This window comes from Shewanella pealeana ATCC 700345 (genome assembly GCF_000018285.1).
Taxonomy (GTDB): domain Bacteria; phylum Pseudomonadota; class Gammaproteobacteria; order Enterobacterales; family Shewanellaceae; genus Shewanella; species Shewanella pealeana.
Map to the genome: position 1 here is coordinate 4,267,764 of NC_009901.1, position 18,371 is coordinate 4,286,134.

Genomic DNA, 18,371 nt, shown 5'->3' on the forward strand with positions numbered 1-18,371 from the left:
ACAGACCCTTGCCTCCTAATTAAGCCCTGTCATTCACAGGGCTTTTGTTTACCTCGCCCCGGTGTCAGCCCTCAGTGAACCAATATCTAGTCGACAAAAGGAATCTATTCCCCTGATGCTTGTTAAAACATCATCAATTATTTTATTGTGAGTTATTAATAGTTTGAGACTGAACTCTCACTGATGAGATGATTCAAATGCTCAATTAATTATCATCGATTATAATCCGCCCACTCTCAACAAGACCTAGCAGGTACTGACAAGCTTTAGCCGCTCTTGATTAAATGACTCGTCGGTCAATATTATAAACATATGAACCTTACAATTAAGCAAAAGATACAGCTCGCTGTCTTGCTGGTTATCGTGACGATAACAGCAGTTCTAGCCCTAATCTCAACTAAGCAACTAAACCAACATACCGAACACGCTATCGCGACTCGCTTTGCACTTCAAGGTGAAGCAGTCAGTAACAATATTTTTAGCTGGTTAGCAGACAAAAAGCGCATTATCAGCGCCAATGAAGCTCCACTTCAAAATGGCTTAGATAATGCCAAGGAACTCGAACTCAGCATCCGGGCTGGCGGCTTTATCAACCTGTATATGGGCTTAGATAATGGCAAAGTGATCTCTGGTGACAAGAGCGTTGAGATCCCTGCAGATTTTGACGGTAGAACCCGGCCTTGGTACCGAGATGCATTCAATAGTCATGAGATCATCACCACCTTGCCTTATGTGGATATCTCTGGCGATACCGTAGTGACCTTAGCTAAGCGTTTTAACGGGCAGTTTTCTGGTGTATTAGCGGCAGATTTGAGCATTAGCTATATCACGCAGCAGATCGACAACCTAAATATTGCCAACTCAGGTTTTGCTTTCCTACTCGATGAAAACAATAACATCCTAGCCTTTAGAGATAGAAGCTATGCTCAGCAAGACGCCAAGCGTTTATCACAACAACTGACTCAGTCAAATATTCAAACCCTGCGTAATAGCGGCGAAATTAGCACCATAGAGTGGCAAGATGGTCAGGATAAGCTAATCAGTTTAACGCAGCTTAAGGGGACAAACTGGACCTTAGGCTTAGTCGAAGACAAGAATCTTGCCTATCAGGCGATAGAACAGCAGATCCAACAGTCTCTATTTGCAGTAACAATATTGGCCATCATCATATTGCTGATTGCTTCTGTCGCCGTAAACTATCTGTTTAAGCCACTGCAACAACTTAGCCTTGCTATTGAAGCCCTATCGAAAGGCGATGGTGACTTAACCCAACGCTTTGCGGCAAATAGAGAAGATGAAATTGGTCAGTTAGAACGCCATATGAACCGCTTCCTAGCGAGTCTACAGCAGATGATTAAGGCGATATCAAATGATACCGAGCAGTTGATCAAGCAGATCCATGAGTCTTCAGACATAGCAGCCAAAGCCAGTGACGGCGTGAATGGCCAGCACCAAGATGTGGATCAGATAGCCACTGCTATCCATGAGATGTCGGCAACCGCGAGCGAAGTGGCCAATCATGCCGAAATGACTGCCAATGCTGCGCAAGTATCAACCCAAGCCTGTATCGAAGGCAATGACGTTATTATTAAGAGCAGCGACTCTATCGAGCTGTTGTCAGAGCAACTTGGTGATGCCTCGAAAGTGGTTTCTGCACTCGAAGAGAACGCCACCGAGATCAATAAGATCTTATCGACGATTCAAGCCATTGCCGAGCAGACAAACTTACTGGCACTTAACGCAGCTATTGAAGCTGCCCGAGCCGGTGAGCAGGGACGAGGCTTTGCCGTAGTGGCCGATGAAGTACGAGTGCTGAGTCATCGTACTCAAGACTCTACCGAAGAGATCCGTGCGATGATCACCACCTTGCAGCAAAATAGCCAACAAGCGGTAGCATCTATGGCATCGAGTACTGATATTGCCCACAGCAGTGTCGAGTTCGCTAACCAAGCTAAGCAGAGCTTAGAGAGTATTACCGATTCAATCACCGAGATCTCCGATATGGCGACCCAAATCGCCAGTGCAGCAGAGGAGCAGCGCGCCGTTTCAGAGGACATTAGCCGTAATACTCAAGCGATTAGCGATACATCCCATCAACTGTCATCTCAAACCCAAGAGGTGACCGACAATGCGGTGCAGATGCTACAGACCTCGAGTAGCTTAAGTGAACGGGTTTCTCGTTTTAAGATCTAAACGAACTGCTAGCATTAGTCATAAAAAGCCCTGAACATTCAGGGCTTTTTACTCTCTATTGATTAACTAGACTAAACGCTGGTACAGGCTCGCGTAATAGTCATCTGAATCGAGTAACTGTGCATGGTTACCGCTAGTACGGATCCCACCTTGGTCCATCAAGTGGATAGTGTCCATCTTGTTCATCGCGGTGAGTCGGTGGCTGATCATTAGCATGGTTTTTCCTTCAGCAAACTCGAACAACAGCCGCAGAATTTCACGCTCGGTGCGCTTATCTAGGCCCTCCGTTGGCTCATCAAGAAGCAAAATTGGCGCATCTCGGAGCAATACTCTTGCCACGCCGATCCGGCGTTGCTCACCACCAGAGAGCTGACGCCCCCCTTCTCCTATCCAAGTATCTAAGGGCTTTTCCCCCTGCAGTAAGCAGTCTAGTCCCACCTTTTGCAGCACTGCAATCAGCTTATCATCATCCTTACGGGTCGCTCCTTCAATGGCCAAGGCGAGGTTATCACGCAAACTTCCGCTGAAAAGGTAGACCCGCTGACTCACCACGGATATAGCTTGGCGCAGTTGCTGCTCGGTATAGTCCGCCACATCATGACCGTCGATAGTGATTAATCCTTGGCTTGGCAACCACTCCCGAGTTAGAAGCGATAATAGGCTCGACTTACCACAGCCCGTTTGCCCAAGCAGTGCGACCTTTTTCCCCGCAGGGATCTCAAGATTGAGTCCCTTTAGCACACATTGATTTTCCACATAGCCGAAGTCGACTTGGTTAAAGCCGATATTACCGCTAGTGATCTCTACGCTTGCTTGCTGAGCGAATGTAACGCTTGGGCTCTGCTCTACTACTTCATTGAGCCGTGTCGCCGCAGAGCTACAGGCCGACAGATGTTGGAAGGCGCCAGCGAGTGGCATCATCATCTCTATGGTTGCCATGGTTAAGAAGACAATCATGGCGAGCCTTGGCCCCGGAGGCACGGCACTGCCAACCCCCGTAGCAGCCAAATACAGCATCAGTAGCACAGCAAAGCCATGACACAGAATCAAGCAGGCTTGGCTTAGGGCGGTCACCCGGTTCATCGCATTTTGACTATTAATCATCGCGCTCTGCGCCTGATTGAGCCTGTCTCTATATGCCTTTTGCGCGCCAAACAGCGTGAGCTCGGCCTGACCTTGCAGGTATTCCAATAGCTGGACTCTTAACAGCCTCTTGGTCTCTAACTGAGCGATACCCGGCCAACGACCCAGAAAATAGAAGCTCGTAGGCAGCAATAACCAAACAGCTAACAGCAGGCTACATAAAGTGCGAGCCAGTTCTGGGTCGAAATGCCCCACAAAAAAATACAATGCCAACATCATCAATAATGATGCCGCTAACGGCGTGATTAAACGCAGATACAGATGATCTAAGGTATCGATATCGGCGACTAAACGATTAAGCAAGTCGCCTTGGCGCACACCTTGTAAATTCTTCGCGCTCAGCGGCAGCAATTTATTCCAGACCCAACAGCGTAGATCGGTCAGCAGGCTAAAGGTCGCCTCATGGGTTGCCAAACGCTCGCCGTAACGACTGGCGGTACGCACTATCGATAGGAAGCGAACGCCCCCCGCTGGTGAGAAATAGTTAAATGTTTGCGCCGTGGCCACAGTCAAACCAGCAACAGCGGCAGCCGACAGGAACCAGCCAGATAGAGATAATAGCCCTATACCAGCCATCAAGGTGGTTACGCTTAAAAACAAGCCGATAAACATCATAAACCATTGGCTTTTAAAGCGTTTAATATAAGGAAATAGTGCTCTCATTACTTATCTCCCTCAGCTTGTGTTTGCTGCATATGCGCGTCTTGAGTGTCGACTTTAAGCTCGAACTCACTCACACTTGCTGCTTCTTCTAGCATCTGTTTAAAGGTACCGGGCTTTGAGGCAAGCTCTTCATATGTCCCTTGCTGCACTATAATGCCCTTCTCCATCACCAAGACTTTATCCATGGCGCTCAGATTCTCTAATCTATGGGTAACCATCACACATGCCTTACCTTGCATGGCTGCCGTTAAGGCACTTTGTACCGCCTGCTCACTTAAGCTATCTAGACTCGCAGTAGGCTCATCGAGAATGAAGAGTTGCGACTGCTGAGCCAGTGCACGCGCCAAGGCTATTCGCTGCGCCTGACCCACAGATAATCCTGCCGTTTGCTCCCCAATAGGATAATCCAGCCCCAGTGGCTGCTGCTCAACAAAATCTAAGATCTGTGCCTGCTCTAACAACTTACAGATCGCTTCATCCGATAGGGCTCGTCCCATGGCAATATTGTCTCGTAAAGTGCCGTGGAAAAGCTGCGGCTCTTGCCCAAGCCATGCCAACTGCTTACGCCAATCTTCGAGCGCTAATTCGCTTAGCTCAGTACCTGCAATCTTAAGTTGCCCCTTGTAAGGCAAAAAACCCAGTAGGGCGTTAAGCAAACTGGTTTTGCCAGCGCCACTTGGGCCAACTATCGCCACATGTTCATTGGTCTCAATCTGGAAACTGACAGGCCCCAGTAATAGGCTGCCATCTAAGCTATAGACAGATACATCTTTGGCCTCAATCTCCACGGCGCCGTTCACTTGTTTATCACCCCCATATTGCTCGGTAGGGTGGTCCAGCAACGCCATTAGCTCTTGTGCCGCACCAATAGCTTGAGCTTTGGCGTGATAGTGAGTGCCCATGTCTCTAAGAGGCTGATAGAATTCAGGCGCTAAGATCAACACAAACAAACCAGTAAACAAACTGATTGAAACGCCATAGTGACCAAAATTCAGATGGTGTAAGTAGCTAAAGCCAAAGTAAACAGCGAGTACCGCTATCGATACCGCCGCAAAAAACTCCAGTACCGCAGAGCTTAGAAACGCCATTCGCAGCACCGCCATGGTGCGCTCGCGAAATTCTTCCGACGCCTTACGGATAACTCTTGCTTCTTTCTCGCCTTGATTGAATAACTTGAGGGTAGACAGGCCTTTTAGCCTATCCATAAAGTGGCCGCTTAAGCGAGCCAATGCACTGAAATTCTTGCGATTAGCATCGGCAGCGCCCATGCCAACTAAAATCATGAACATAGGAATAAGCGGTGCGGTCGCCAACAAAATAAGGCCCGCCGCCCAATTGATCGGAAATACCGCGACCAAAATGATCAAGGGAATGAATCCCGCCAACACCACTTGTGGCAGATAACGGGCGTAGAAATCTTGTAGATCTTCCACTTGCTCCAGCACGATACTGGCCCAGCTGCCAGCGGGCTTGCCCTTAATAAAGGCTGGGCCGAGCAAGGCTAACTTATCGAGCACCGCGCCGCGCATCTGAACCCGAAGCCTTGCTCCAGCCTGAAAACTGGCACGCTCACGAGCAAAAGCGAGTACACCACGAACTACCGTTAGTGCTAGCAGCGCCCAGAAGTGATTAATGAAATCGCTCTTAGGTAACTCATCAATAATAATCCCTTGCAGCACTGTTGCTATGAGCCAGGCTTGGCACATCAAGCTTAGTCCGGTTAACACACCGAAAAAAACCGACAGATTCAGATAAAAACCACAGGCTTTTTTCTGCTGTTTAAGCCATTTAGTAAGCTTTTTTTCTACTGTTTTATCCATGTTATTCCAGACTAACGACGATGGGAATGAGTTGATGCTTGGCATCTTTACTAATCGAGATGCGCACCTTGTTAAAGACTTTGATTCAGGGCTTAAGTTCAATAGCGATAAACGTAATAAAACGAGAATGCATCTTAATATTGTCTGAGTATCGCAGGCATTAATCGCAGAATAAAATGGGGTTGATATATTTGCTATCGGACTCACAAAAATTGAGCTAGATCAATAAAAGTGAGCTTATCAACTACTGTAGAACCTGAATGACGGATATAAAAAAACCGCATCAAGCTAGGCTTAATGCGGTTTCTCAATTTATTTAGCTATCGCTAAAACAAATAGACTTGCTAAGCAAGATTAACCTTCTGAGTCAGACTCATAATCTAGGTTATCTTCATCGAATCCAGACTCTTTGCTTGGACGCGCATTGCGCCATGCATCAGCAGCTAACTCTTTAGCTTCAGCCGCTTCGTTACGCTCTCCACGAGCCTTAGCCTTGCGTTCGTTACGCTTAATCAAGTTCTCTAAGAATGACTTAAGCTCAGTCTCGCCCCAAGCTTGCGCTTCTGCTTCAGTGGCAAAACCTTTCTTGCTCTTAGATACAACGATCTTTCTTGCCGTTTGACGACGAGTGATCTGACCGGTCCAAGTTGCGCCATCAGCGACTACGCGAAAATCATACTTCTTAGTTTGTGTCATGTTACTTTTATCCTAACAATAATTCTAATACTTGAGCCAAACAGACTATACACCCTAGCAGGCCCCATAGGAGGGAAGCCAATCCGATATAGTTATAGCTAAGCTCAATCAATACGCAAGACCAACACCCTAAGCATCACTCTCGCGTTCATAATTCTGTTTATCAACCACGTCGCTAATGATCACCTTTCATTGCCACGAGGCTTATTCCATTCCCGAGTCTAATTCACACAGCTTACAATTCAGCTTGTAACCAAGCATGGCATTTCTGCCTTCTCGATGAATTACCCAATCTCGTCGTTCCCAAGGAGGACGATGGCGTACGTGCTGAGTATGACCGCAAGACAAATTGGCAACCCAATGATTTTCATCATCTTGATGATAGCTCACGATAGGCTGCAGCATGACAAACCGCCGAATTAGGTATAATCCTTACCTAGATTTTGCTGGTAAAAATCGGTAGAGAAACTTTCAGGGGCGCGAGATTAACACATGCGGCGCTGATACAACATCTTTTAATTGCCCAAAAATCACACAATCGATATTTTTTTTCAAAATTAGTCGATTTCAGCGGCTAACAATTATCAATCCACTGCAATTCCACCAGGCCAAACGCCATTTAGTGCCATACTCATTTAACAACAAAAAACGATTGGCAGGCTGAGCTGATTATTTAGCGGCTGATTGTTTAATAATTAGCGCTTTTTAAGCAGATCCTGTAAGCTGCACGACCGCCAGCATCCGCAGGCCCCCTGAAACCGCTGCCAGTCGCACTTTAACGCCTATTTCGCAGCCGAAATGAGACCTATCTATGAGTTTTGCCTCACTGGGCCTATCAGCCCAAATTTTGAAAGCCGTTGCCAATAAAGGTTATGACACTCCTTCACCAATTCAGGCGCAAGCAATTCCAGCCGTACTTGAAGGTAAAGACGTGATGGCCGCTGCGCAGACAGGTACAGGCAAAACAGCAGGCTTTACCCTGCCATTACTAGAGTTACTTTCAAAAGGCACTAAGGCTCCAGCTAAACAAGTGCGTGCATTAGTATTAACCCCAACACGTGAGCTTGCGGCTCAGGTTGGCGAAAGCGTTGAAACCTATGGTAAAAATTTACCGCTAAAATCAGCCGTAGTATTTGGTGGTGTCGGTATTGGCCCACAAATCACTAAGCTTAACCGCGGTGTCGATATTCTTGTAGCGACCCCAGGTCGTTTACTCGACTTATATAATCAACGTGCCTTGAGCTTTAGTCAGCTTGAAGTACTGGTGCTTGATGAAGCCGATCGCATGTTAGACATGGGCTTTATTCACGACATTAAGAAGATCCTTGCGATTCTGCCTGCTAAGCGCCAGAACTTAATGTTCTCAGCAACCTTCTCAGATGATATTCGTCAACTAGCCAAAGGCTTAGTTAACAATCCAGTTGAGATCTCAGTTACCCCACGTAACGCAACAGCCAACACAGTGCAGCAGTGGGTTTGCCCTGTCGATCAAAGTCAAAAAACTGCAGTTTTAGTCAAACTAATTAAACAGAATGATTGGCAACAAGTATTGGTATTTAGCCGTACGAAGCACGGCGCTAACCGCCTAGCAAAAAACCTTGAGGCCAAAGACATTACCGCAGCGGCGATTCACGGGAACAAGAGTCAAGGTGCTAGAACCAAAGCCTTAGCAGACTTTAAGAGTGGTGCTGTTCGAGTGCTGGTAGCAACCGATATTGCAGCTCGTGGTCTTGATATTGACCAACTACCACAAGTAGTTAACTTTGACTTGCCAAACGTACCAGAAGATTACGTGCATCGTATTGGCCGTACAGGCCGTGCAGGCGCATCTGGCCATGCCGTATCGTTAGTGAGCAACGAAGAGACTAAACTACTACGTGACATTGAACTACTGATCAAGCAGAACTTAGAGCGTCGTGTAGTTGAAGGTTTAGAGCCGACTCACAACTTACCTGAAACTGATTTGACCGGTAAGTCTCATGGCCAGAATAGAGGTCCACGTAACAGTGGTAATCAAAGTCGCGGTAACGGACGTTCACGTAGCCCTAACTCTGGTGGAGCTGGTAACAAACCTCCTCAACGTCGCCAAAGCAATGGTCAGAATAATGCCCAAAACAGCAACGACGGTGCTAAAACTGAACATAGAGACGGCCAACGTAGTGGTGAAATGGCTCGCGGCCACCAGCCTAGTCCTAATTCACAACCAAGTAAGCCTAGACGCCAACGCAGACCAAATACGGCTAATGGCAACTCAAATGGCGGCCCAGAGCGCAGTCAAAGCAAGCCATCTGGTCAACGTCGTTCTAACGCTAACAGAAGTGCAAATAAGCCAAGCCAGAATAGCTAATCATTAGCTGTTAGCTCATTGTTCCAGGCACAAATACCAAGACTATCCATTGGTCTTGGTATTAGCGCCCTTGGCATAAGTGTTACAGACACAAAAAAAGCAGCGTTTATACGCTGCTTTTTTTATGGCTTAACTTTGTCATTGTCAGAGTGAATCAAATGGGTAGACTCACTCCAATAATAAAGAAAATGCGCTTAACGCATTTCCCATGCACGATATGAACGGCCTTTTAGCTTGCCGTTAGTAATTTTTTGCAGTGCCTTTTTAGCCACTTTGCGGTTAACCGCCACATAAGCGCGCATATCGGTGATTTTAATCTTACCGACTTCGCTACCTTCAATACCGTTCTCGCCCGTTAGCGCACCTAAGATATCACCAGGACGTAACTTCTGCTTTTTACCACCATCAATTTGCAAGGTGATCATCACAGGTTGTACCGGGAAGGTATCTAACAAGTGCTCTGAAGGTAGGGCTTCATTAACGATATCACGCTCTAAGTAATCTTCGAGTAGTGCAATCTTGTAGCCGTCTTCGTCATTGTAGAAAGTGTGCGCCGAACCTTTGCTACCCGCACGACCAGTACGGCCAATACGGTGAATGTGAACTTCGGTGTCATAAGCTACGTGATAGTTAATTACCGCGTCTAATGCGTCGATATCAAGACCACGAGCAGCAACGTCTGTCGCCACCATGATAGACACACTCTTATTGGCAAACTGAAGTAGTGTTTGATCGCGATCGCGCTGCTCAAGATCGCCATGTAGCGCTACAACGCTAAAACCGTCATTCTTCAGCTGCGCCGCAACGTCTTTGGTTTCACGCTTGGTATTACAAAATACCACTGCGCTCTCAGGGCGGTATTGCAGCAGCAATAACTTAAGCGCACGCATGCGATCGTTATTATTACCCACTTCATAGAAGTGTTGTTCAATGGTACTTGTAGCATGAGTCGAAGCCACTTTAACCAGCACAGGCTTGAACATGATCTTATCGGCAATCGACTGGATCTGCTCAGGGAAAGTAGCACTAAATAGCAGCGTCTGGCGCTCTATTGGCATGCGATCCATGATACCTTCGAGTTCTACTTGAAAACCCATCTCTAGCATACGGTCGGCTTCATCAAGTACTAAGGTATGCACATTTTCTAGATCTAAACGACCGCGATCTAAGTGATCGATAATACGGCCCGGCGTACCAACTATGATATGTGCGCCATGCTCTAGTGAGCCAATTTGCGGCCCCATTGGCACACCGCCACAAAGGGTCAACACTTTAATGTTGTGAATACCGCGCGCTAGTGTACGGATCTCTTTTGCCACTTGGTCGGCAAGTTCGCGTGTTGGGCATAAAACCAAACACTGAATACGAAAACGTTTAACGTCTAACTTGTGCAATAAGCCCAAACCGAACGCAGCAGTTTTACCTGAGCCAGTCTTACCTTGGCCAATAACATCTTCGCCATTAAGGATTGCAGGTAAGCTTTGCGCTTGAATCGGGGTCATAGAGTCATAACCCATTGTTTTCAGGTTATCTAGCAGCTCAGTCTTCAGCTTAAGGCTTGAGAATGGCGCTTGGCCTTCGGTATTCGGGACTGTTTGAGTCAAAGTATCTTTCCTAAGTATTCACTGCTCATTAGGGATCTTGAACTCGATACCTTACTAAGGCTCATCAAATCGCGCTTGGCAGTGATAAAATCATGGTGACAAGGCTCCAAATCATCAGGAGCAAAAGCTGTCGTTTTCTATCGCTATAAATTATAGCGCGCTATTGTAGCAGTTATTCTTTTAGTTGCAGCATATCGAATAGTGATTAGCGCTAAATATGCCTCATTTGGCCTGTTGCCTCAGTGATTTACTACTGCAGAGTTTCATTCCCAGAAAAAAGAGCATAAAAAAGCTGGCACAATTGAGCCAGCTTTTAATCTTGCTTGCTGTTTTCAGCTAATCTAGAGTGCCTCTCCACGCAAAGTTGAGCCTAAACGCTCAACCCACCAATCGACGGCATCTTTTGCATCATCAGTAGAATCTATCATGGTGCTAAAGTCTTTACTGCCCGCTTTTCGGTCGATAACAGCAACGATAGGTTGACCCGTTTTTGCATCGCTAATCATAAGTTCTATCGTTGCGCTGCCCACATTAGTATGCTCACCCGTCACAACCTTTGAGATACTCGAGATCCCAAGTCCTACAGGCAGAAGGCTGCTGGTAACGGCTAAAATCGGATTAGGGGTTTCAATATTGGTTAGGGCAACACTGACTCTTAAGGTTTTAGCGCTATCGCTGTTGAGCGTGTCTTGATCAATGACGTTAAAGCGCTTACTGGCTTTGTCTTTAATCTTACTCACCAAGTACCGCGACACTTCAATAATATCTTGCTCGTCTAAGTTGTCATATCGGGTCTTGTCATCTAATACCAACCAAGCCTGATCGACGATAACATTGTCGTATTGACCGAGGATGTGATTAAGATCTTCTAGACTCTTAATCCCCGGCTGCGCCCAAATCAAATCGCTGCCACCTTCAGGACCTGGACGAAAATCTTCGAACGAGCTAAACATCTGTGAGTTTCTATAATCCTGAACGACTCCACAGCCAGTTAATAGTAGGGTCATAGTCAGAATAAATATACGTGTGGCAGTCATTATGGTTACTCACTTAAAGTCTACGCCGACAGTCTTGCTAGCGCTAAAAGAACAAAGTTTACACGATCCCAAACACAAACAACAGCCTGGTACACAGATGTATAATCATACCTTGATTAAAAACCTCAGCATCTGCCTTGCCTAATATAGTCACACTATTAAGCACTAATCCGGATTAAACACACCAATCACTGCACCACTGGCCTTTTTCACAACTTTCTCTTCTGTCTGTTGCTCACGATAATCACAGTCGACACACTCAACAGTCTCGATGCCGTTTTCTTTAAATAGCACGATAGACTCTTTGGCCTGACACTTAGGGCACTTAGCGCCAGCCACGAAACGTTTTTTCACTTTTTTAGTTGTTGTAGTCATGATTTTACTTCCAGTCCATATATGTCTAACATTTTGCCACAAAAGCTGCGCTATGACCGTATTTTTCCCCGATGTGCGTAGATGTTGCTATGCCTTCTAGGCTATTATCCCTGCCAATATTTACTGTGTAAGCCGACTTCAATGATCACCATCTCTCAAGCTCAACTCGTTCGTGGCTCGAAAACCTTGCTCGATGAAACTTCATTAACCGTCTATCCAGGCCACAAGGTCGGTCTCGTTGGAGCAAACGGCAGCGGCAAGTCTTCATTGCTTGCGCTTATCTTGGGCAAAATCAGCCTAGATAAAGGTGAATTTACTATGCCTAGCGGTTGGCAGATGGCCACTGTGGCACAGGAAACACCTGCACTTGACGTATCGGCAATTGAATATGTGATCGATGGCGATAGCGAATACCGCGAACTTGAAGCCGAGTTACATGCAGCCCAAGAAGCCGACGATGGTCATAAGATTGCCCTATTGCATGGCAAAATTGATGCTATTGGCGGCTATGCCATTCATTCTCGCGCCGCAAGCTTACTTGCCGGCCTAGGTTTTAGCGAGCAAGAGCAAAGCAATCCAGTGAAGAGTTTCTCGGGTGGTTGGCGCATGCGTCTTAACTTAGCCCAAGCTCTGTTATGTCGCTCAGATCTACTACTTCTCGATGAGCCAACTAACCACTTGGACTTAGACACCATGTACTGGTTAGAGGGCTGGATTAAAGCCTATCAAGGCACGCTTATTCTGATCAGTCACGACCGCGACTTTATCGATGGTATCGTCGATGAAATCGTTCATGTCGAAAACACAAAACTGAACTACTACAAGGGTAACTACACCTCGTTTGAGCGTGTTCGTGCCGAGCGTATGGCGCAGCAACAAGTCGCCTTTGAGCGTCAACAAAAAGAGCGCGCCCATATGCAATCTTTTGTTGACCGTTTCCGCTATAAAGCCAGTAAAGCCAAGCAGGCTCAAAGTCGCTTAAAAGCGCTTGAGCGTATGGCTGAGCTACTGCCATCACAAGCCGACAGCCCATTCCATATGGCATTTAGAGAACCTGAAGCCTTGCCAAATCCACTGGTGACAATGGAGCAGGTTTCTATCGGTTACGGTGAAACCGAAATCCTTAAGAAAGTTCATCTCAACCTAGTTCCCGGTGCTCGTATCGGTTTGCTAGGTCGCAATGGTGCGGGTAAGTCGACCTTAGTAAAACTGCTCTCTGGCGAGCTCTCGCCGATGAAAGGTCAGTATGAAACAAATCCGGGCTTAAACATCGGATATTTTGCTCAGCATCAGCTGGAATTTTTAAGCTTAGATGACTCACCGCTGCAGCATATGGTGCGCCTAGCCCCAACAACTAAAGAGCAGGAACTACGTAACTTCTTAGGCGGTTACGGTTTTAACGGCGATATGGCATTGTCACCGGTTCGCCCCTTCTCTGGTGGTGAAAAGGCACGTTTAGTACTGGCATTGCTTGTATGGCAACGCCCAAACCTATTGCTACTCGATGAACCAACTAACCACTTAGATCTAGAGATGCGTCATGCGTTAACCATGGCTCTACAGACCTTTGAAGGTGCAATGATTATCGTCTCGCACGATAGACATCTATTGCGCTTAAGCTGCAGTGATTACTATCTCGTCGACCAGGGGGAAGTAAAAAGCTTCGACGGCGACCTAGATGATTATCATCAGTGGTTGCTCGATGCAGCTAAGACCGCTGGCAAGTCGGAAGAGACTGAGACTGGCAAGCCAGTTCAAGACAAGAAGCTACAGAAACGCTTGGATGCAGAGCTAAGACAGAAGCTGTCACCACTTAAGAAGGTGCAGACTAAACTTGAAAAAGAACAGCATAAAGCTAACGAGCGCCTAAAAGAGCTTGAAGATATGCTGGCCGATACTAGCCTTTATGATGCCGATAACAAGGCTAAACTCACCCAAGTACTCACTGAGCGTACAACGCTGACTCAAGGGTTAGAGGAGAGTGAAATGGAGTGGCTAGAAATCCAAGAAGAGATCGAAACCATAGAGCAAAGCGTTCGCGCCGAAGCCTAGCTTAGATTTCAGTTTAAGTCGGAGTTCGAGCCAAAGTTCGAGCCAAAGTTTTAGGCTGAATTAGACAAATGGGGAGCACGGCTCCCCATTTTGTTATCATGGCTTAATAATGAGTGAAACGATAATCAGAAGGTTCACCCTATGACATTGTCTAACCGTTTATCTCTTAGCTTGTGGAGTGATTGCGACCCCCTCTATATGCAGCATCAGAGTCTGTGTTTACAATTGCAAGATGACCACCAGCTCAATGTCAATTTGCTGCTATTAGCCCTTTGGCTCGATATGCATCACTACTTACTGCCCAAGCTACAATGGCGTCAACTACAGCAAGACACTCACAGCTGGGAAAGGAAGCTGTTACTGCCCTACAGACAATTAAGACGCCAAAGCAAAGCCTGTCTTGCAACAGGCGAATACCGACAGATGTTAGAGCTAGAGCTGATGTTGGAGCGAAAATCTCAGGCGATGATTTTAACTGCACTCAAACTTATGCCGCTAGAAGAGCAAACAAGCACTAGTACTAATATAAGTAGTTACCATAACCTCAGCCATTATTTAGCCCTGTTTAATTTAGATAGCCGCAATTACCCCTCATTGCAGAGCGCTTCACAATAGAAAAGCCAGCCCTAGCTTTTCTTCGCGTCCTCCGTGTAGCAAACCAAGTGAGCACTTCATGGTTTATCGCTTTTAAAGCAAAGAACTCAGTTTGTGCTGAGTTCATATTTTTTATCTATTAACTAGCTTGGGGCTTAAGCCTCTCAGCCAATCGAGTCGCGTTTCTGGCGGTAATACCATAGATAGACAACTGAGGATTGGCCCCTAGGCTGGTTGGGAATATCGAGCCATCCATCACTGACAGGTTATCAAAGTAGTGTGATTCACCAAAGCTGTTCACCATAGCTAACTTGGGGTCCTCACCAAATGGGCAGCCCCCCATCACATGAGCCGATGCCACTACGGTTTTCAGCGGTGCCAAATCCATTTCGCTAATAGCCTTTTTAGCCTCATTCCAGCTCGACAAGTAAGGCATACCCTCACTGATTGGCAGCACTTGCTGCGCCCCTGCCGCAAACTGCAACTCTGCCATGCTGGCATATGCACGCCGCGCCGCACGCCAAAACGCATCGGTAAGAGGGTAATCTAGGGTAAAGCCATGGTCTGTCAGCTTAACCTGCCCCCCCTGACTATTGTCATGATAACCGTCTCTTACTAATGCGATAGTGACCTGTAATTGGTTAAATTTCTCCATCAGCTGCGCGTGACTCTTGCCATAGCCAACAGTTTTTGAAGCGATCAGAATTGGGTGAATGGGTGGCACTTCAAGCTTGTAGCCTAGCTCTCCGTCGGCGCCATCTTGCCAGACAAATTCATCAGAATAGATAGACTGCGGCGCCCCGCTGTGACCATTAATCGGATCGCTAAAAACAGCACCGCTGAGCAAGGTCGGATGTAAGAAAGTACGCTTACCTATGATCTCATGAGGATCCGGTAGCTTGGAGCGCAGCATAATGCTTGGAGTATGAATCGCCCCGGCCGCAAGAATATAGTGCTTAGCCTTAAACATCACTTCCACAGGCATAGGCTTCATATTTTTATCGACCGCTTGAGCCTTAACAGCGAAGATCTTGTCGTTATGATGCTCAAGCTTAATGACCTGAGCCTGACTCACCAGTGTTGCACCGCGATCTAGCGCCGCGGGAATCGTGGTCACCAACATAGACTGCTTAGCATTTACCGGGCAGCCCATGCCGCAATAGCCCGTATTCCAACAACCTTTGACGTTACGCTTAATCACAGTGTGCTCCCAACCTAATGTCTCACAGCCTTGCTTTAAGGCTTGATTATTACGGTTAGGATCGTAGGCCCACTTGCTGATATTAAGCCGTTGCTCCATCTTCTCAAACCAAGGATCTAGCTCGGTGCGAGAGAGCCCTACAACAGATTTTGTCTGCGCCCAATAATCCAATGCGGGCTCTGGAGTGCGGATAGAAGTGGTCCAGTTGACTGTGGTGGAGCCACCTACGCCGCGGCCCTGAAAAATACCGATCGCCTTGTCGGTTGTCTTCATCCCCGCCGCTTGCTGGTAGAGATCTGGATAAGCGACTCGCTCCTCCATGACAAAATCTTTCGATGACTTTAGTTGACCGCCCTCAACGATGATCACAGATAAGCCAGCCTCGGTAAGAATTTCTGCCGCGACGCCGCCTCCCGCGCCACTGCCGACAATCACCACATCGGCCTCTAAGGTTTGGTTTTCACTGAGCTTAGATGCATTAATATGCGCCCATCCAGAATCGAGTCCGGTTACGATAGGATCTTCAATGGCCATATAGGCTCCCCTTCCCTTTTAGCTCAGAGTTAAGAAATAACTTCACTTCATATCCTCCAGACTTCATATCTTCAAGGAACGTCGGTTTAGCATAATACAGTCGGCTCCAATGCTCACGGCTAGAGCGCTCGGAGCTAGCGCCGTAAGCTAGATAGTTAACTAATCGCACCACTTCATGTCCTCAAGACTTCATATTTTCAAGGAACGTCGGCTTAGCATAATGCAGTCGGCTCCAATGCTCTGGGTTAGAGTAGTAACTCGCCATCACCAACTCCCTTAGTCCTTGGTAGGCGGTCACCATCATGTCCATATAGCTTGTTCGCCAAGCTTGTAGCATCTCTATCAGTTCGGCCTGGTTGCGCATCATCAAAGGCGTCATGCTGCCAGTTAATATCAACAGTCCCAACCGCCCCTCTAGCATCTCGAACAGTTGCTCCAGTTCATCAAAGGTGTCTTGGGGAAGAATGGAGATGGTGTGCTCGATAGCATCTAGAGTTCTATTTATCGAATCGCGTTTTAGCGTAGCAACATCGGGTAGCGCGCCATCTAAGAATACTGGCACCAGCACACTAAATAACAAACGGTGCTTGTCATCGAGCTGCTTATTAACGCCGATATAATCGGTCGAGTAATAATTAACGCCCAGCGCTAAGCATGCAGTACCTGCCAATGCGGTTGTGATAAAAGTCCGTCGCTCCATCGAGTCCTCTCATTCTTATAATTAAGTTCGTGTCGGCAAAACATCACGGCCCAGCCACTTACAACTGGAAACAAAGCGAATAAAAGACCAGTTTAAAATCTATGTTACACTCTGCTGACAATAACAATTAAACACACGTTTTAATTTTCAGCAATAGCCAATTATTATGAGCCAGATATTTTCTCCCCCTTGGTGGGCTAAAAACCCCCATATTCAAACGATTCTTCCGGTACTGACCAAAGTGGACAAACCACAGCTGCGACGTGAGAGGTTGGAACTCAGCGATGGTGATTTTATCGATCTAGACTGGCAAGGTTCGCCTAAAGACAATCAGCCAATACTGGTGATCATCCACGGCTTGGAGGGTAGCGCTCAATCCCATTACGCTCGTCGTATGTTAGCCGCCTGTAAGGCACTAGACTTATGCGCTGTGGTGCATCACCACCGTAGCTGTTCAGGTGAGCTCAATCGACTCGTTAGGGGTTATCACAGTGGCGATACTCAAGATTTGCAAACCAGCTTGAGTCACTTAAAGACCCAGTACCCCGGCAGTCGCCTACTTGCGGCAGGCTATAGCCTAGGTGGCAATGTGCTGGTCAAATATCAAGGCGAGCAACAAGAACGTAGCCTAATTGATAGAGGCGTTGCCATCTCGGCACCACTGCAACTCGGTTCCTGTGCCAATAGATTAGAGAAAGGCTTCTCTAAAGTTTACCAAAGCTATCTAATTAAACAGTTACAAGAAAAAATGCGTGGAAAGATAGCGAGGCCAGAGCTGCAAGCCTTAATGCCAATAAGTAAGAGGGATATTGAGCAGCTCACCACCTTTTATCTATTCGACGATAAGATCACCGCGCCGCTACATGGCTTTACCGATGTCGATGACTATTACACCCGCGCCAGTGGCTTGCCTTACTTAAGTCAGATCACTAAACCGACCTTAGTGATCCACGCTAAAGATGATCCCTTTATGACTCATGCGGTGATCCCGACGCCACTGCAGCTGTCGGCTCAAGTGCAATATGAACTGCACGATAATGGTGGTCATGTGGGCTTTATCGAAGGTGGTAGCCCTTGGCGTCCGCAGTATTATCTTGAAAAACGTGTATTAAACTTTTTAACCTCAATGGAAACATCAGTATGTTAGTGCCTTATGAGTCTTTAACCCAGTTACCTAGCGACACTTTTGACAACCTAGTTAAAGAGTATCTGATTAGCCAAGTCGAAGATGGCAGTTTTTCTGGCGATGGTGAACACAGCATGGATAGGGCCATGATTCAGTGTAAGACTGCACTCAAGCAAGGCCTTTTAGTGGTTGAATATAATGAAGAAGAGGAATCTATCGGTATTAGACGTAAAGAAGATATCGTCTCTCAAGAGAGTGCTTACGATTAAATTGACCTAAGCTAAGC

Annotated in this window: 15 protein-coding genes; 6 read left to right on the forward strand and 9 right to left on the reverse strand. The window is 46.9% G+C overall.

What is annotated here, in order from left to right; all coding sequences use genetic code 11:
• The first annotated feature begins 363 nt into the window (after positions 1–363).
• Positions 364–2,193, forward strand: a complete 1,830-nt coding sequence (locus tag SPEA_RS18380) for a methyl-accepting chemotaxis protein (protein ID WP_223296529.1) — start codon at positions 364–366, stop codon at positions 2,191–2,193.
• A 66-nt stretch (positions 2,194–2,259) separates the two neighbouring features.
• Here the strand turns inward: SPEA_RS18380 and cydC are convergent, their stop codons facing one another.
• The 4 genes from cydC to SPEA_RS22875 form a co-directional block, all read right to left on the reverse strand.
• Positions 2,260–3,999, reverse strand: a complete 1,740-nt coding sequence (gene cydC / locus SPEA_RS18385; RefSeq protein WP_012156691.1) for a heme ABC transporter ATP-binding protein/permease CydC — start codon at positions 3,997–3,999, stop codon at positions 2,260–2,262.
• Positions 3,999–5,819, reverse strand: a complete 1,821-nt coding sequence (gene cydD / locus SPEA_RS18390) for a heme ABC transporter permease/ATP-binding protein CydD (protein ID WP_041411082.1) — start codon at positions 5,817–5,819, stop codon at positions 3,999–4,001. Before cydD ends, cydC begins: the two co-directional genes overlap by 1 nt.
• Positions 5,820–6,173: 354 nt before the next feature.
• Entirely contained in the window at positions 6,174–6,515 is a 342-nt protein-coding gene (locus SPEA_RS18395; RefSeq protein ID WP_012156693.1) for a DUF3622 domain-containing protein, read from the reverse strand.
• A gap of 204 nt (positions 6,516–6,719) precedes the next feature.
• Positions 6,720–6,920 (reverse strand): DUF3565 domain-containing protein, encoded by a 201-nt coding sequence (locus SPEA_RS22875; protein ID WP_012156694.1) that lies wholly within the window; start codon positions 6,918–6,920, stop codon positions 6,720–6,722.
• A 406-nt stretch (positions 6,921–7,326) separates the two neighbouring features.
• On the opposite strand from SPEA_RS22875, the gene SPEA_RS18400 reads away from it, so the two are divergent.
• On the forward strand, positions 7,327–8,862 hold the full coding sequence (locus SPEA_RS18400; protein ID WP_012156695.1) for a DEAD/DEAH box helicase: 1,536 nt from the start codon (positions 7,327–7,329) through the stop codon (positions 8,860–8,862).
• A 194-nt stretch (positions 8,863–9,056) separates the two neighbouring features.
• On the opposite strand, the gene dbpA is transcribed toward SPEA_RS18400, so the two are convergent.
• The 3 genes from dbpA to SPEA_RS18415 all read right to left on the reverse strand — a co-directional run bounded on the left by dbpA (position 9,057) and on the right by SPEA_RS18415 (position 11,878).
• On the reverse strand, positions 9,057–10,466 hold the full coding sequence (gene dbpA, locus SPEA_RS18405) for an ATP-dependent RNA helicase DbpA (protein ID WP_012156696.1): 1,410 nt from the start codon (positions 10,464–10,466) through the stop codon (positions 9,057–9,059).
• Positions 10,467–10,807: 341 nt separating this feature from the next.
• Positions 10,808–11,503, reverse strand: coding sequence for a DUF3313 domain-containing protein (locus tag SPEA_RS18410; RefSeq protein ID WP_012156697.1), 696 nt, complete (start codon positions 11,501–11,503; stop codon positions 10,808–10,810).
• Positions 11,504–11,668: 165 nt separating this feature from the next.
• Positions 11,669–11,878 carry a YheV family putative zinc ribbon protein gene (locus tag SPEA_RS18415; protein ID WP_012156698.1) on the reverse strand — a complete coding sequence of 70 codons (210 nt, stop codon included), beginning with the start codon at positions 11,876–11,878 and terminating at the stop codon, positions 11,669–11,671.
• Between the two features lie 141 nt (positions 11,879–12,019).
• Between SPEA_RS18415 and SPEA_RS18420 the strand changes: the two genes are divergently transcribed.
• Both SPEA_RS18420 and SPEA_RS18425 read left to right on the forward strand, forming a co-directional pair.
• The gene (locus tag SPEA_RS18420; protein ID WP_041411084.1) at positions 12,020–13,930 is read left to right on the forward strand and encodes an ABC transporter ATP-binding protein; all 1,911 of its coding nucleotides are present in this window, start codon (positions 12,020–12,022) and stop codon (positions 13,928–13,930) included.
• 141 nt (positions 13,931–14,071) lie between these two features.
• Positions 14,072–14,545 (forward strand): TIGR02444 family protein, encoded by a 474-nt coding sequence (locus SPEA_RS18425; protein ID WP_012156700.1) that lies wholly within the window; start codon positions 14,072–14,074, stop codon positions 14,543–14,545.
• A 118-nt stretch (positions 14,546–14,663) separates the two neighbouring features.
• On the opposite strand, the gene SPEA_RS18430 is transcribed toward SPEA_RS18425, so the two are convergent.
• Together SPEA_RS18430 and SPEA_RS18435 are read right to left on the reverse strand one after the other, a co-directional pair.
• Positions 14,664–16,259: a GMC family oxidoreductase gene (locus SPEA_RS18430; RefSeq protein ID WP_012156701.1), complete on the reverse strand. Its 1,596-nt coding sequence runs from the start codon at positions 16,257–16,259 to the stop codon at positions 14,664–14,666.
• Positions 16,260–16,440: 181 nt separating this feature from the next.
• Positions 16,441–16,959 carry a hypothetical protein gene (locus tag SPEA_RS18435; RefSeq protein WP_012156702.1) on the reverse strand — a complete coding sequence of 173 codons (519 nt, stop codon included), beginning with the start codon at positions 16,957–16,959 and terminating at the stop codon, positions 16,441–16,443.
• Positions 16,960–17,125: 166 nt separating this feature from the next.
• Here SPEA_RS18435 and SPEA_RS18440 point away from each other — a divergent pair, with 166 nt between their 5' ends.
• Together SPEA_RS18440 and SPEA_RS18445 are read left to right on the forward strand one after the other, a co-directional pair.
• On the forward strand, positions 17,126–18,106 hold the full coding sequence (locus SPEA_RS18440) for a hydrolase (RefSeq protein WP_012156703.1): 981 nt from the start codon (positions 17,126–17,128) through the stop codon (positions 18,104–18,106).
• Positions 18,100–18,354, forward strand: a complete 255-nt coding sequence (locus SPEA_RS18445; RefSeq protein ID WP_012156704.1) for a YheU family protein — start codon at positions 18,100–18,102, stop codon at positions 18,352–18,354. Before SPEA_RS18440 ends, SPEA_RS18445 begins: the two co-directional genes overlap by 7 nt.
• Positions 18,355–18,371 lie beyond the last annotated feature (17 nt).

Coding starts and splice junctions, on each gene's coding strand:
- cydC (WP_012156691.1), bottom strand. CDS start 3,999: ATGAGAGCACTATTTCCTTATATTAAACGCTTTAAAAGCCAATGGTTT.
- cydD (WP_041411082.1), bottom strand. CDS start 5,819: ATGGATAAAACAGTAGAAAAAAAGCTTACTAAATGGCTTAAACAGCAG.
- SPEA_RS18395 (WP_012156693.1), bottom strand. CDS start 6,515: ATGACACAAACTAAGAAGTATGATTTTCGCGTAGTCGCTGATGGCGCA.
- SPEA_RS22875 (WP_012156694.1), bottom strand. CDS start 6,920: ATGCTGCAGCCTATCGTGAGCTATCATCAAGATGATGAAAATCATTGG.
- SPEA_RS18400 (WP_012156695.1), top strand. CDS start 7,327: ATGAGTTTTGCCTCACTGGGCCTATCAGCCCAAATTTTGAAAGCCGTT.
- SPEA_RS18410 (WP_012156697.1), bottom strand. CDS start 11,503: ATGACTGCCACACGTATATTTATTCTGACTATGACCCTACTATTAACT.
- SPEA_RS18415 (WP_012156698.1), bottom strand. CDS start 11,878: ATGACTACAACAACTAAAAAAGTGAAAAAACGTTTCGTGGCTGGCGCT.
- SPEA_RS18420 (WP_041411084.1), top strand. CDS start 12,020: ATGATCACCATCTCTCAAGCTCAACTCGTTCGTGGCTCGAAAACCTTG.
- SPEA_RS18425 (WP_012156700.1), top strand. CDS start 14,072: ATGACATTGTCTAACCGTTTATCTCTTAGCTTGTGGAGTGATTGCGAC.
- SPEA_RS18430 (WP_012156701.1), bottom strand. CDS start 16,259: ATGGCCATTGAAGATCCTATCGTAACCGGACTCGATTCTGGATGGGCG.
- SPEA_RS18435 (WP_012156702.1), bottom strand. CDS start 16,959: ATGGAGCGACGGACTTTTATCACAACCGCATTGGCAGGTACTGCATGC.
- SPEA_RS18440 (WP_012156703.1), top strand. CDS start 17,126: ATGAGCCAGATATTTTCTCCCCCTTGGTGGGCTAAAAACCCCCATATT.
- SPEA_RS18445 (WP_012156704.1), top strand. CDS start 18,100: ATGTTAGTGCCTTATGAGTCTTTAACCCAGTTACCTAGCGACACTTTT.